The organism is Pseudomonas sp. HLT2-19-2 (assembly GCF_054898005.1).
The window spans coordinates 3762900-3777373 of the sequence record NZ_CM142712.1 but is presented as its reverse complement, the minus strand read 5'-3'; the positions used below and the strand labels follow the sequence as shown (position 1 = coordinate 3777373).

The following is a 14474-nucleotide window of genomic DNA, read 5'->3' as shown; positions in this document are numbered from 1 at the left end:
GCAAATCCACAGGTAGCCGTTTTCCAATGGCGAAAAACGACGAATCCCGTCTCGAGAGGCGGGATTCGTTTGTAGCCAGACGTGCTCCCGAAGACCGGGAGCGGGGCGCTTAGGCCGGGAACAGTTCGGACAGTTTCATGGCCAGCATCATGTCGCCTTCAGCGCGCAGTTTGCCGCCCATGAACGCTTGCATGCCGTCGGTCGAACCGTCGACGATGCCTTCCAGGGTTTCGCCGTCCATCACCAGAGTGACCTGGGCGTCCGGGTTTTCGCCTTCTTTGAGCTCGCAGGTACTGTCTTTGACGATCAGCGAGAAGTTCTTGGTGTCGTCGATGCGGAAACCGAATACCAGGTCCAGACCGGCAGCAGCGGCTGGGTTGAACTTGGCTTTCATTGCTTGTACGGCATCAGCTACGGAGGTCATGGTTCGATCCTTTCTTGGGTAATTAGAACTGGGTGATTACAGCCAGGGTCACAATAGTCCGGACTCAGCGAAACGTGATGAGTTCCGGGGTCTTCAACAGCTGCAGGTGCGCATGACTGTTGAAAGAAGACAGAGCCACCTCGCGACCACGAAACTTCAGCAGGTTGAGCGAGGTGTTGACGATTTGCCAGTTCAGTTCAAACGCCTGCTTTGCTGGCATTTGTGTAATGAGGTGGAGCAAGGCAGTGATGGTGCCGCCGGAAGTGAACACGGCGATTTTCTGGGTGTTGTCGGCGCTTTCGAGGATCCGCTGCAGACCGGCTTGCACCCGTTCGACAAACCTCAACCAGCTTTCCAGGCCCGGTGTGTCATAAGTGCCGGCGAGCCAGCGCTCAATGATCAGGGCGAAGATGCGCTGGAACTCACCGCGGTTTTGCGCGGCATTGCGCAGGATGTGCAGCGCTTCGGGTTCGTCCGGTAACATGGCTGGCAGCAGCGCGCGGATCACCGCGTCGGCGTCGAACTCATTGAAAGCGGAATCGATTTCCAGGGCTGGAACCGGCAGGCCTGCGGCAGCGAACTGTTCCAGTGCGCTATTGGCCGTGTGCTGCTGGCGGCGCAGGTCGCCCGAAAGGCAGCGATCGAAGCTGATACCCAGCTCAGCGAGGTGCTGGCCGAGGACTTCTGCTTGGCGAACACCGGTCGGCGACAGGACGTCATAGTCGTCTGCACCAAAGGAGGCCTGGCCATGTCGAATCAAATAGATACTGCCCACGTCCGCGTCATCCCGGTACGTTGAAGGTTCGGCGAGGTTATGAGGATGACGGTGAGCTGTCAATGAAAAAACATACGCTTGTTTGAAATGCCCATTACAGGCCTGTTGCCAGAGGTTTCACGGCTGGCCGCCGAGCCGGAGCATGGGTATGCTGGAGGTAATCCCGCGCGCGTTTTTGCAGCGCATCGTATTAAAGGAGTCCCTGTGGAGTTTTTTGCCGAGTACGCAGTTTTTCTGGCCAAGACCGTGACACTGGTGATCGCCATTTTGGTGGTCCTGGCCAGTTTCGCGGCATTGCGCAGCAAAGGTCGACGCAAGTCGGTCGGCCAGTTGCAAGTCAGCAAACTCAATGATTTCTACAAAGAGCTGCGCGAACGCCTGGAGCAAACCTTGCTCGACAAGGACCAACTCAAGGCGCTGCGCAAGGTCGAGGCTAAATCCGAGAAAAAGCAAAAGAAAAAACCTGAAGCCAAACCTCGGGTGTTCGTGCTGGATTTCGACGGCGACATCAGGGCATCCGCTACTGAAAGCCTGCGTCATGAAATCACCGCGCTGCTAACCCTCGCCACGCCCAAGGATGAAGTGGTGCTGCGCCTGGAAAGCGGCGGCGGCATGGTTCACAGCTACGGCCTGGCGTCCTCGCAACTGGCGCGTATCCGTGACGCCGGTGTGCCGTTGACCGTGTGCATCGACAAGGTCGCGGCCAGCGGTGGCTACATGATGGCGTGCATCGGCGAGAAGATCATCAGTGCGCCGTTCGCAATTCTCGGCTCGATCGGCGTCGTGGCGCAGTTGCCTAACGTCAACCGCCTGCTGAAAAAGCACGACATCGACTTCGAAGTGCTGACCGCCGGCGAATACAAGCGCACCCTGACGGTGTTTGGCGAAAACACCGAGAAGGGCCGGGAGAAGTTTCAGGAAGACCTGGACATCACTCACCAGTTGTTCAAGAACTTCGTTTCCCGCTATCGCCCGCAACTGGCCATCGACGAAGTGGCCACTGGTGAAATCTGGCTCGGCGTCGCGGCGCTGGACAAGCAACTGGTGGACGAGCTCAAGACCAGCGATGAGTACCTCGCCGAACGGGCGAAAAAATCCGAGCTTTATCACCTGCATTACGCCGAACGCAAAAGCCTGCAGGAACGCATCGGCATGGCGGCCAGCAGTTCGGTGGACCGTGTGTTGCTGAACTGGTGGAGCCGGTTGACCCAACAACGCTTCTGGTAAAGCTTCACTGTAGGCATCCGTTAACAAATGAAACCGTGGCGTCCGCCGCGGTTTTTTTTGTCTGTCATCTTCGAATTACCCACTGCCCTCAACCATCAGCGAATTCTCCTAAGTGCGCTGACGATCCTTCCTGCTGTCGATTCTAAAATAGTGGCTTATGGTGCTGTTACTTATGTTTGCAATGGAATGCATATGAATGACCACTTGCGTGACAATGTTACTGCACCGAGTTCGCCTGTCCTGCCGATGCGTGAAGAACTGAAGTCGACAGTGAACACAGCGCTGCCGCAATCTCCCGAGCAATTTGGCGTCCAGTTGATCAAGGAAAAATGGGGCCAGGATCTCAACCCGCACGCAGCCCTGTTAGTGACGCTGGATTACAACTACCGGGGGCATCCGCAACAGAACGGCATCCAGCAAGGCCAAACGGCGAACTCGCAGACATTGTTACAGGCGCTGCTATACAACTATCAAACCGTCGGAGACGGGCGTTTCGGCGAAACCGCATTCGGCCTGTACACGCCGCCCGATGACGGTCCCTCGGTGCGTATCGTGGAGAATGTCGATGAATTCGCCGAACAGGGCTCAGGCAACCACTACACCTATGAAGGCATCTATTGGCAAACCGTGCCACAGGTTTACGGGCCGAGTACGCAAATTGCCCTTCGACCCGCCGACTTCAAGAAATGGGTCTGGGAACTGGATTTACAGACTCGCTATCAGGCTTATCTCGATCATGCCTGGCCCGCTGATGAGCGGATCTTGCAGGCCGAACCGTATGCGCTGAGAACCTCGGTCAAGGCAGCTTTTGTCATGAGTGCCTGCCTGCAATTTCAGGAAGGCAGTCTGAGCCAGGAAGGCCTGGCGCTGGCGATGCAGGCAGGCGGATTGCCGGCGGATCAAACCTGGAGCGCGTTGAGCACCTCCGATCTGCAAGCCCCGACCCGCGTCAGCGCGCAAGTCGAGGCCAATCGCCTGACGATCTATCGCTACACCACGACCGATATCTGGTGTTTTCGCCACCGTGCCGGCACCAGGGTTTTGCTGTACATCCCGGCGAACTCCTCGCCGTTGCATGAGTTTGTCGACGTCCACCACTTGCGCGAATGGGTCGTGGCGCAAGCAAAGGGGGCTGACACAAAACGAGCCTTGGCCGCGCACTTTGCCGAGGAGGACGGTGAGGATGGCACCTTTCATGCGGGTGTCTTGACTGCATTGGAGGGGATGGCGATCTACCCGAGGAAGCACAGGCTGACAAATACAGCCGGTTTCTTTAACGATGACGGCTATTGGGAACCGCAGGATTACATCGACTTTGAGCGTGCGTCCGCCGCAGTCGATCCGTTTGCGCAACTGGTGTTGACCATGAAGCGGGCGGCCATGGCCAGCGTCAAATCCATCCGTGACGATGCTCAGGTCAATCGAGACAATCTGAGTGCGGTAGTCGAACCGCTGGTGCGGTGGATCAACCAGTTTGGTCCGTTGGCACTGTTTGTTCCCGGTGGCGAAGGGTTGTTGGCGTTGGCCGGGCTCATCGATGCCGGCTATGGCATCAATCAGGCAGTCAACGGCCAAACCGCCGAAAAACGTTCTGAAGGCGTGACGCGCACCGTGTTCGGCTTGCTCAATGCGCTACCGTTGGCCGGGGCTGTCGCGGCTCTCAAGGGCGAAGGCGCAAGCGCGGGCAGAGTGGCTGAAACACTCCACGAATCCTCGGAGCCCGTCAGCGAACCGAGCAGCGAGCTTATGCCCGACGCGACGGCTCTCCTCAAACGCGGGCAAGCGCCAACGTTGGTGCTGACACGGTTGGAACTGATTCGTGGTGTGTGCGCCCCGTTTGCTTCGTTCAGCGATGAGGTGCTGGGCCAAATCGCCAGAATCAGTACCGTCGACGACGATATGTTGCGCCTGATGCAGGTCGGGCGTGCGCCGACTCCGCTGCTGGTCGACACCATCAGCCGATTCAAGCTCGATCAGGCGCTTGAAACGATTGCCGATCCGGCAGCGCGAGCGCAATTGTTCAATGCGCGTTATCAGGCACTCCAGCACTCGGAGCACGAATGGGTTCGGTTGTTTCATCGGGAGTATCCCGGTTTGCCGAAAGCCGTCGTGGAGCAGATCCTGGACCGCTCGGGCGTCGACATCGTCCGGCCGGTCGATGCTGTCGAGGTGCTTCAGGTGTTCAAGCGCCTGGACGGCAAGGTCCGACAGTATCAAGGCCACGTAAGGCTCAATCGCGCCTATGAGAGTCTTTACTTGCACTCGATCGATCTCCCTGAATCCGACATCCTGGCCCTGCATTCACTTGGGCGCTTACCCGGTTGGCCCAGGCGCTTGCGAATCGAAGTGCTTGAGGGTTCGATCAGTGGCCGGGTACTGGATCGCTGCGGCCCGCTCGATTCGCCGGACTGCCGTCGGTTGATCAAGACCGGTAACCGCTATCGAAGTTCTGCAGCGGCGGATACCGCCACCGCAAAGTCGGATTTGTTTGCCGCGCTACTCGGGGCGTTGTCTACCGAGGAGCGCGAGGCGTTGTCCTTGCGCTCGCTGGATCAGGCCGGCGAATTACGGCTTCGACTCGGTGAGCGGGCGATCACACGTTCCGAGCTGATGCTTGGGTTGAATCGAATGGATAGCGGATTGCCCTTCGAGTCCCAGGGTTTGCGCGGCGGCGGGTTTCCGCACACCCCGCAAGCTGCGGCGCTGACCCATGAAATGATGCGGTTGCAGGTCAAGGATCTTTATCCGGATTTCACCAACGCCCAAGCCGATGAACTGCTTCGAGCGGCGGGCGTCGGGGCTCAAGCGCTTCTGGACAGTCTGAAGTTAGAGTTGCAGCAATTGAGCATCGATCTGCGCTACTGGGTCGACCAGTCGTTGCTGGATGTCGATGATATGGATGTGGAATTCCTCGCCCTGGGCGATGAAGATGCGGCAGGCATGAACGCTCAACAGGTGGCGGCGCACAATGTTGAAATGTTGCAGCACGTGATCGACTACGAACGCCAAACCCGCAACGAACTGGCCGACGAATTGATCGCCATCTGGCAAAAGCGTTCGGCTGACACCGATCGCATCCTTTCTGGCGAAGGGGTTGCCGGCTTCAAACTCAATCTGGATTTTGAGGACTATCACCGTTTGCCGGCAATGAACGTTCGTTTCGACGAGGTCATCGAGCTGTCGATGCACGGATTGCACCTGATCGAGCGCGAGAGCCTGAATGCGTTCCTGAAAAGTTTCCCGAACCTGCATTCCCTGAATCTGAAAAATGTCGACCTGCGCGGTCTCAACGCCGCTGGCGTGCTGGAGGGTGAGCTGCCCTCGACGATTCGGCGGATGAACCGGCTCGAAACACTGAATCTCAACGCCACGTTTCTAGCGTTCAAAGAGGACACCGCCGGGCATTTGTGCGATCTGCTCAGTTTGCAAACGCTGGACCTGAGTGATAACCCGTTGGCCGTCCCGCCCGTGGTGCTGGGCTTGAACGAATTGCGCGTTCTGAACCTGAGAAACACCGGTATTACCCGATGCCCGGTGGGCATTGCCAATGACCCGTATTTGACTTCGCTGGATTTGCGCGACAACCGGATCACTCGGGTTCCCGACGCGATACTGAATCAGGCTGTCGCCAAGGATCGGGTACGGCTTTGGGGCAACCCGCTCACGGATGAGGAGACGCTAACACGGCTGGTCGAGCATCGTGAGCGCACCGGAATCAATCTCTGGCTGAGCGAGCCGGGCGTTGATTATGGCAGCGCGATACCGTGGCTGGAGGACGGCGATGAGCTATTGCGCACAACCCGACAGGAGATCTGGCAGCGGTTGGCGGCAAAACCCTCGGGTGGTGTGTTTCTGCGAGTCATGGACGGATTAAGCCTGACGGCGGATTTCCGCGTTGGTTACTGGTTGCTGCAAGCCCGGGTATGGCGATTGCTGCGTGAAGCGGATGCTTCAGAGGAATTGTGGGGCTGGCTGCGTCAAATTGTCGAAACGACGCTGGCCGACGCGGAGAATCCGTTCAGGTTGTTTACCGTGCTGGAAGATCGGGCGCGCTTTTACAGCAACTGGGTGGCCATGGGACGGCCAATTCCGCTAGGGGAGCATTCAGTGCCTTGACAGGAGGGGAGAACGCCTTGAACTTCCGGATGGAGGTTCAAGGCAGAACGATCAACGGCGACGGAACAGCGGCAGCGGTTCGTCGGTGGCGGCCTGATAGGTCACCGAGAAGTCCTTGAGACTTTCAAGGGCTTCGTAGGGGTCTTTATCGGCGCGAATCGCAAACGCATCGAACCCGCAGCGATGCAGGTAAAACAGCTGGTCGCGCAGCACATCACCAATCGCCCGCAGCTCGCCTTTGAAACCGTAACGGTCGCGCAGCAAACGGGCGTTGGAATAGTTGCGGCCGTCGGTGAAAGCAGGGAAATTCAAGGCGATCACCTTGAAGTCTGCTACGTCTTCACCGATTTCTTCGGCTTCTTCGTCAGCGTCCAGCCACACACCCAAACCGCCGTCGCGGGCCTTGAGCATACGGCTGTGTTCGCGCCACAGCTGCAGCGGGACGATCAGGTCGTCGCAGTTGCTGATCTCGTCGATGTTGAAGTCCTTGGGCAGCAAGTGCCAGGTTTCGTCGACGACCTCGTTGTTCTTAATGATTCGCTGCATAGACGCGCTCCTTGAAGAGGTCAATGCCAATACGCTGATAAGTGTCGATGAAACGCTCGTCTTCGGTACGTTGTTCGATGTACACGTCGATCAGCTTTTCGATCACATCAGGCATGACGTCCTGGGCGAAGGACGGACCGAGAATTTTACCCAGGCTGGCGTCGCGACTTCCGCTGCCACCGAGGGACACCTGGTAGAACTCTTCGCCTTTCTTGTCCACCCCGAGGATGCCGATGTGGCCGACGTGGTGGTGACCACAGGCGTTCATGCAGCCGGAGATGTTCAGGTCCAGTTCGCCGATATCGAACAGGTAATCCAGGTCTTCGAAGCGACGCTGGATTGATTCGGCGATCGGGATCGACTTGGCGTTGGCCAGGGAGCAGAAGTCGCCGCCCGGGCAGCAGATGATGTCGGTCAGCAAGCCGATGTTCGGCGTGGCGAAACCCTGTTCACGCAACTCGCCCCACATCGCGAACAACTGACTTTGTTCAACGTCGGCCAGAATGATGTTCTGCTCGTGAGAGGTGCGCAGCTGACCGAAGCTGTAACGATCGGCCAGGTCGGCAACGGCATCGAGCTGCTTGTCGGTGATGTCGCCCGGTGCAACACCGGTTGGCTTCAGGGACAGGGTCACGGCCACATAACCTGGCTTCTTGTGGGCCAGGGTATTGCGGGTGCGCCAGCGAGCGAAGCCCGGGTGCTGTTTGTCGAGCTCGGCCAGTTCAGCGGTCTGGTTGTCCAGTGCCTTGTAGTCAGGGTCGACGAAATGTTTGGTGACGCGATGCACTTCGGCTTCGGTCAGCGTGGTCTGGCCACCGCGAAGGTGTTCCATTTCCGCGTCGACTTTTTGCGCAAAGACTTCAGGGGTCAGGGCCTTGACCAGAATCTTGATCCGCGCCTTGTACTTGTTGTCACGACGGCCGTAGCGGTTGTAGACCCGCAGGATGGCGTCGAGGTAGCTCAACAGGTCTTTCCACGGCAGGAATTCATTGATGAATGCGCCCACCACCGGGGTACGGCCGAGACCGCCACCCACCAGGACACGGAAGCCTAGCTCGCCCGCAGCGTTGTGCACCGGCTCAAGGCCGATGTCATGGACTTCGATGGCCGCACGGTCGGACGTCGAACCGTTAATGGCGATCTTGAACTTGCGCGGCAAGTAAGCGAATTCCGGGTGGAATGTGGTCCACTGGCGGACGATCTCGCACCATGGGCGCGGATCGATCAACTCATCGGCAGCGACACCGGCGAACTGGTCGGTGGTGACGTTGCGCAAGCAGTTGCCGCTGGTCTGGATCGCGTGCATCTGCACGGTAGCCAGTTCGGCAAGGATGTCCGGAATGTCTTCCAGCGCCGGCCAGTTGAACTGTACGTTCTGCCGGGTACTGATGTGGGCATAGCCTTTGTCATAGTCACGGGCAATCCTGGCCATCATTCGCGTCTGGCGCGAAGTCAGTTGGCCGTAAGGCACCGCCACCCGCAACATCGGCGCGAAGCGTTGGATATAAAGGCCATTTTGCAGGCGCAGGGGGCGGAATTCTTCTTCGCTCAGCTCGCCTGCCAGATAGCGTCGGGTCTGATCACGGAACTGCTTGACGCGGTCCTCAATGATCCGCTGATCGTACTCGTCGTATACGTACATATAAGTCCTGTTCTCAGGCTTGGGCCGGTCGGATCCAGTGGCGTTTTTCGCTTGCTGAAGTCTCCGATGCTGCCTCGGCAATTCTGCGCGCACGGCCGCGCACTCCCAACGGAGCCGGGGCAATATACCCGTTTGCAGTTATGCGCAAAAGTGATGTTTGAGTATATGTAAAGAACCAAAACGACTAATGAGGAGCAACAAGGTAAAACCCACATTTGTGGTGCGGGCAATCATCGTCTTAACTGTGCTCGAGTCTTTATGCAATCACCGATAAAACCGACAAGAGGCGATGCAATGAGCAACCCTACCAAAACGTCAAAACCTGATAGCACAGTCGATGCTTGGGCAATTCTGTTCCTGATCATTCTGGTCGTGGGCACCGCGGTATTTTGGGTCAGCCATCAATAACCGACCTCGTCCGGGCCCGATTCCGACGATTGTCGGACAATACCCCGAATAAACGCCGTTTTCCGGGACTTCGCTGGCTATACTGCCCCGGCGAATTACCGAGGGGCTCGGACGATCAATGTTGAAGTTTTTCTACTCATTCCTGCTGATGTGTGGCGCGGTTTACGGACCCGGTGCGCGCGCGGAATCGGTGCTGTTTCTGAATCCCGGGAACACTGACGAAGCCTTCTGGGTCAGCTACTCGCAATTCATGCAGGCGGCAGCCACGGACCTGGGCATAGATCTGCGAATTCTCTATTCCCGGCGCATGCCCGAGCTCGCTCTGGCGCAAGCCCGCCTGGCGCTGCAGGGTGACAATCGTCCGGACTATCTGGTTTTCGTCAACGAACAGTACGTTGCACCGCAAATCCTGCGTCTGGCCGAGGGCAGCGGGGTAAAGCTGTTCATGGTCAACGCTGCGCTGACGCCCAATCAGCTAAGTCTGCTGGGGGATCGCTCTGGTCGGTTGGGCAGCCTGGTGCCCAACGATGAAGAGGGCGGCTACCTGATGCTCAAGGAACTGATTCGCCAGCATCCGCCCGCGGCACCCGGTCAGGTCATCGAGTTGCTGGCGTTTTCCGGCCTGAAGATCACACCTTCGGCGCAACTGCGCGAACAAGGCATGATGCGCGCCTTGGCCGAGCACCCTGAAGTGCGTTTGCGCCAACTGGTTTATAGCGGCTGGACCCGGGAACGGGCGTATGAACAGGCGACGCTGCTGTTCCGGCGGTACCCGAAGGTCTCGCTGGTGTGGTCAGCCAATGACGAAATGGCGTTTGGCGCCATGCAGGCGTATTCCGAGGCGGGCGGGGTACCCGGCAAAGACGCGTTGTTCAGTGCGGTCAACACCTCGCCAGCAGCGTTGCAGGCGACGGTCGACGGACGCATAAGCGTGTTGTTGGGGGGGCACTTCACGTTGGGCGGCTGGGCACTGGTGGAGTTGCATGATCTTGAGCAGGGCGTGGATCTGCGCCAGTACGGCGGTCGTGACCGGCAGATCCCGTTGTTGCAACTGATCGACAAGGCACAGGCCAAGCGATTGCTGGCCATGGGTGCATCACCGGATTACGGTGTGAACTTCCGTCGTCTTTCAGCCAAGGGCCAGCCGACGTCGTATCGCTATCCGTTCACTCTGCAAACCTTGATGCGCTAAACCCCGGCCAAGTGCACTACCAGTTGCACGATGCCGAACAGCGTCAATGCAAACACTGCGGTGAACAAAATCCCCAGAAGCACAAAATGACTCGGCTTGCCGTGCGTGAAGTCCCGAGCACGGTTTTTTCCGCTCTGAACCCCGAACGCCGCGGCCATGATGCTGTGCAGCATCTGCCAGAACGTCGGCGGTTTGTTGTCGACTGGATCGTCCATAAACCCCTCGTCACGTATGTGTGAGCCGTAAGCATAGACAATGTCGTATAGATCATTCCCACGCAGAGCGTGGGAATGATCAGAGGAGGGGGATTAGTTGTCGTAACCCAGGTTCGGCGCCAACCACCGCTCGGTCACGCTCAACTCCTGACCCTTGCGCGACGTGTAGCTCTGCACCTGGTCCTTGTCGATCTTGCCCACGGCGAAGTACTGCGCCTGCGGGTGAGCGAAGTACCAACCGCTGACCGCTGCCGCCGGGAACATGGCGTAGTGCTCGGTAAGGAACACGCCGCTGCGGCCGGCTTTCATTTCTGCGGCTTCAGGGTCCAGCAACTTGAACAGCGCGGATTTCTCGGTGTGATCCGGGCAGGCCGGGTAGCCCGGGGCAGGGCGAATGCCGGTGTATTGCTCTTTGATCAGTGCCTCGTTGTCGAGTGTCTCGTCCTTGGCGTAACCCCAGTAGTCTTTACGGACCTGCTGGTGCAGCCACTCGGCGCAGGCCTCGGCCAAGCGGTCGGCGAGTGCCTTGACCATGATCGAGTTGTAGTCGTCGCCAGCATCTTGATAGGCCTTGGCCACTTCTTCGGCGCCGATCCCGGCGGTGGTGATGAAACCACCCACGTAGTCGGTGAGTTCGCTGTCCTTCGGTGCCACGAAATCGGCCAGTGAGAAGTTCGGCTTGCCGTCGGTCTTGATGATCTGCTGGCGCAGGTGATGCAACTTGGCAATCGGCTTGCCGTCATCGCCATAGACTTCAATGTCATCTTCACGCACCTGGTTGGCCGGCCAGAAGCCGAACACCGCGCGGGCGCTGATGAGTTTCTCGTCGATCAGTTTGGCAAGCATTTCCTGGGCGTCGGCGTACAACGCCGTGGCGGCTTCACCGACCACTTCATCCGTGAGGATGCGCGGGAATTTGCCGGCCAGGTCCCAGGAGATAAAGAACGGCGTCCAGTCGATGTATTTGGCCAAGACCTTCAGGTCGATGTTCTCCAGCACCTTGGCACCGGTGAACGTCGGTTTCACTGGCTCGTAGGTGCTCCAGTCGAACTGCGGCTTCTTGGCGATGGACGCCGGATAGCTCAGGCGTTCGGTGCGGGCGCTGCGATTGGCAGTGCGCTCGCGGACTTCGATGTATTCCAGGCGGGTCTTCTCGATGAAGGCCGGCTTCAATTCCTTGGACAGCAACTGTGTCGCCACGCCCACGGCGCGAGAGGCGTCGGTGACGTAGATCACTGCGTCGTTGCTGTACTTGGGCTCGATCTTCACCGCGGTGTGCGCCTTGGAGGTGGTCGCGCCACCGATCATCAGCGGCAGATGGAAGTCCTGACGCTGCATCTCACGGGCGACGTGGACCATTTCATCCAGCGAAGGCGTGATCAGGCCGGACAGGCCGATGATGTCGCACTTCTGCTCCTTGGCCACTTGCAGGATTTTCTCGGCCGGCACCATCACGCCGAGGTCGACGATGTCGTAGCCGTTACAGCCCAGCACCACGCCGACGATGTTCTTGCCGATGTCGTGCACGTCGCCTTTCACCGTGGCCATGAGGATCTTGCCTTTGGCTTGCGGTTTGTCGCCTTTTTCCAGTTCGATGAACGGGATCAAGTGAGCCACGGCCTGCTTCATCACGCGGGCGGACTTCACCACCTGTGGCAGGAACATTTTGCCGGCGCTGAACAGGTCGCCGACGATGTTCATGCCGGACATCAGCGGGCCTTCGATGACTTCGATCGGCCGGGTGAACGACTGACGGGATTCTTCAGTGTCTTCAACAATATGCGTTGTGATGCCCTTGACCAGTGCATGCTCCAGACGCTTGTTAACGGGCCAGCCGCGCCACTCTTCAGTCTCGGCTTCCTTGACGCTGCCATCGCCCTTGTACTTATCGGCGATGGCGAGCAGGGCGTCGGTGCCTTCCGGCGTGCGGTTGAGCACCACGTCTTCCACGGCGTCACGCAGTTCGGCCGGAATCTGGTCGTAGATCTCCAGTTGGCCGGCGTTGACGATACCCATGGTCAGGCCGTTGCGGATCGCATACAGCAGGAACACCGAGTGAATCGCCTCGCGCACCGGGTTGTTGCCACGGAAAGAGAACGACACGTTGGACACGCCGCCGGAGGTCAGCGCATACGGCAGCTCGTCGCGGATGTAGGCACAGGCGTTGATGAAGTCCACCGCGTAGTTGTTGTGTTCTTCGATGCCGGTGGCGATGGCGAAGATGTTCGGGTCGAAGATGATGTCTTCCGGCGGGAAGCCAACTTCATTGACCAGAATGTCGTAGGAGCGCTTGCAGATCTCTTTTTTGCGCGCTTCGGTGTCGGCCTGTCCGGCTTCGTCGAAGGCCATCACCACCACGGCGGCGCCATAGCGCTTGCACAGTTTGGCGTGGTGAATGAACTGCTCGACGCCTTCCTTCATGCTGATCGAGTTGACGATGCCCTTGCCCTGAATGCATTTGAGGCCGGCTTCGATCACTTCCCATTTGGAGGAATCGATCATGATCGGCACGCGGGAGATGTCCGGCTCACCGGCAATCAGATTGAGGAAGGTCACCATGGCCTTCTTCGAATCGAGCATCCCTTCGTCCATGTTGATGTCGATCACCTGGGCGCCGGCTTCGACTTGTTGCAGGGCGACTTCCAGGGCTTCGGTGTAGTTGTCTTCCCGGATCAGCCGCGCAAACTTGGCCGAACCGGTGATGTTAGTGCGCTCGCCGACGTTGATGAACAACGAGTTGCGATCAATGGTGAACGGCTCCAGACCCGACAAGCGGCAGGCCTTCGGGATTTCCGGAATCTCCCGCGGCGCGTAACCGGCCACGGCTTTGGCGATGGCTTCGATGTGGCCCGGCGTGGTGCCGCAGCAGCCGCCGACGATGTTCAGGAAACCACTTTGGGCAAATTCTTCGATGACCTTGGCCGTTTCAGACGGCAGTTCGTCGTACTCGCCGAATTCGTTTGGCAAGCCTGCGTTCGGGTGCGCCGACACGTGGGTGCTGGCCTTGTTCGACAGCTCTTCCAGGTAAGGGCGCAGTTCGCTGGCACCGAGGGCACAGTTCAGACCGACCGAAATCGGTTTGGCGTGGGCCACGGAGTTCCAGAACGCTTCGGTGGTCTGGCCGGACAGGGTTCGGCCGGAGGCGTCGGTGATGGTGCCGGAAATCATGATCGGCAATTCGATGCCCAACTCTTCGAACACCCCTTGGACGGCGAAGATCGCGGCTTTGGCGTTCAGGGTGTCGAAAATGGTTTCGATCAGGATCAGGTCGGCGCCGCCTTCGATCAGGCCTTTGGTGGCCTCGGTGTAGTTTTCCACCAGTTCATCGAAGGTCACGTTGCGGTAGCCGGGGTTGTTCACGTCCGGCGACAGCGAGCAGGTGCGGCTGGTCGGTCCGATCACGCCAGCGACGAAACGCGGCTTGTCCGGGGTTTCCAGGGTCTTGGCATCGGCCACCTTGCGCGCCAGCCGAGCGCCTTCTACGTTTAACTCGTACGCCAGGCCTTGCATGCCGTAGTCAGCCAGGGAAACCTGAGTGGCGTTGAAGGTGTTGGTTTCCAGAATGTCGGCGCCGGCATCCAGGTAGGCTTTTTCGATGGCGCCAATCACGTCCGGACGCGTCAGGATCAACAGGTCGTTGTTGCCCTTGACGTCACTTGGCCAGTCGGCGAAGCGTTTGCCTCGGTAATCCTGCTCCTCGAGCTTGTAGCTCTGGATCATCGTGCCCATGCCGCCATCGAGAATCAGGATGCGCTCTTTGAGGGCGTGCTTGAGAGCTTGAAGGCGAACACTGCGATCGGACATTTGGACTACTCGGGAAAAGACCATGACGAAGGGCCAGGATAATAGCAAACCTGCGTGGTTTTAGAGCATGTCCCGGTTTTGCATGAATATCGCTCATGATGGTGTGGGGGACAGACCGGTAGAAT

General features: G+C 58.6%; 9 protein-coding genes. 3 read left to right on the top strand and 6 right to left on the bottom strand.

From position 1 onward, the window contains the following. Window positions 1-109: 109 nt before the first annotated feature. On the bottom strand, window positions 110-424 hold the full coding sequence (locus tag ACYZTU_RS17555) for an SCP2 sterol-binding domain-containing protein (protein ID WP_449643541.1): 315 nt from the start codon (window positions 422-424) through the stop codon (window positions 110-112). A gap of 64 nt (window positions 425-488) precedes the next feature. Further along, the gene (locus ACYZTU_RS17550) at window positions 489-1199 is read right to left on the bottom strand and encodes a histidine phosphatase family protein (RefSeq protein ID WP_461964498.1); all 711 of its coding nucleotides are present in this window, start codon (window positions 1197-1199) and stop codon (window positions 489-491) included. Between the two features lie 204 nt (window positions 1200-1403). Here ACYZTU_RS17550 and sohB point away from each other — a divergent pair, with 204 nt between their 5' ends. Together sohB and ACYZTU_RS17540 are read left to right on the top strand one after the other, a co-directional pair. Continuing rightward, window positions 1404-2426, top strand: a complete 1023-nt coding sequence (gene sohB, locus ACYZTU_RS17545; protein WP_461964497.1) for a protease SohB — start codon at window positions 1404-1406, stop codon at window positions 2424-2426. Between the two features lie 192 nt (window positions 2427-2618). Beyond that, on the top strand, window positions 2619-6542 hold the full coding sequence (locus ACYZTU_RS17540; protein ID WP_461964496.1) for a dermonecrotic toxin domain-containing protein: 3924 nt from the start codon (window positions 2619-2621) through the stop codon (window positions 6540-6542). Window positions 6543-6593: 51 nt separating this feature from the next. Here ACYZTU_RS17540 and ACYZTU_RS17535 read toward each other — a convergent pair whose 3' ends face one another. Both ACYZTU_RS17535 and ACYZTU_RS17530 read right to left on the bottom strand, forming a co-directional pair. After that, window positions 6594-7088 (bottom strand): DUF934 domain-containing protein, encoded by a 495-nt coding sequence (locus ACYZTU_RS17535; RefSeq protein WP_449643545.1) that lies wholly within the window; start codon window positions 7086-7088, stop codon window positions 6594-6596. Next, window positions 7072-8730, bottom strand: a complete 1659-nt coding sequence (locus ACYZTU_RS17530; RefSeq protein WP_461964494.1) for a nitrite/sulfite reductase — start codon at window positions 8728-8730, stop codon at window positions 7072-7074. The genes ACYZTU_RS17535 and ACYZTU_RS17530 overlap by 17 nt, the downstream gene beginning before the upstream one ends. A gap of 526 nt (window positions 8731-9256) precedes the next feature. Here ACYZTU_RS17530 and ACYZTU_RS17525 point away from each other — a divergent pair. Beyond that, window positions 9257-10330, top strand: a complete 1074-nt coding sequence (locus ACYZTU_RS17525; RefSeq protein WP_461964492.1) for an ABC transporter substrate-binding protein — start codon at window positions 9257-9259, stop codon at window positions 10328-10330. On the opposite strand, the gene ACYZTU_RS17520 is transcribed toward ACYZTU_RS17525, so the two are convergent. Both ACYZTU_RS17520 and metH read right to left on the bottom strand, forming a co-directional pair. Then, entirely contained in the window at window positions 10327-10545 is a 219-nt protein-coding gene (locus tag ACYZTU_RS17520) for a DUF2970 domain-containing protein (RefSeq protein WP_461964490.1), read from the bottom strand. The two genes, ACYZTU_RS17525 and ACYZTU_RS17520, sit on opposite strands and share 4 nt — an antisense overlap. Before the next feature lie 93 nt (window positions 10546-10638). Continuing rightward, window positions 10639-14349 carry a methionine synthase gene (gene metH / locus ACYZTU_RS17515; protein WP_461964489.1) on the bottom strand — a complete coding sequence of 1237 codons (3711 nt, stop codon included), beginning with the start codon at window positions 14347-14349 and terminating at the stop codon, window positions 10639-10641. Between the last annotated feature and the right edge of the window lie 125 nt (window positions 14350-14474).